Source organism: Christiangramia aquimixticola (assembly GCF_048285835.1).
Lineage (GTDB): Bacteria > Bacteroidota > Bacteroidia > Flavobacteriales > Flavobacteriaceae > Christiangramia > Christiangramia aquimixticola.
The window spans coordinates 1-323 of sequence record NZ_JBLVTL010000145.1 but is presented as its reverse complement, the minus strand read 5'-3'; the positions used below and the strand labels follow the sequence as shown (position 1 = coordinate 323).

Below are 323 nucleotides of genomic sequence, written 5' to 3'. Positions count from 1 at the left end.
AAACTTTGGAGAAAATCCATTGAAATAGGGGATCGGTTCACGGTAAAGCGGAGAAGTTTCATTAGGCTCTGTGCCATTGTCTGTGTAGCGGATAAGTAAACCCGGCAATTCGGAATTAACCAACACTCTTCCGTCTTTGATTGTAACACCAGGTTTGGGAAGCCTAAAGTTGAATCCTCCAAAAATGACTTCCAATCGAGGAAATTCCACCTTGCTCACCAAGTTGGAAAACTGATTCCATTCGGCAGCACGTTGACTTTTCATCTCTTTGATATTGGACTGCTTGGACCAATTTGGGTCACCGCCCCAAGCTCTTTCCACAT

At 44.3% G+C, this 323-nt stretch carries 1 protein-coding gene; it reads right to left on the bottom strand.

Annotation, left to right across the window (positions count from 1 at the left end; all coding sequences use genetic code 11):
* On the bottom strand, positions 1-323 hold a 323-nt coding region (locus ACNKXV_RS13875; protein ID WP_417908310.1), incomplete at both ends, for a chitobiase/beta-hexosaminidase C-terminal domain-containing protein.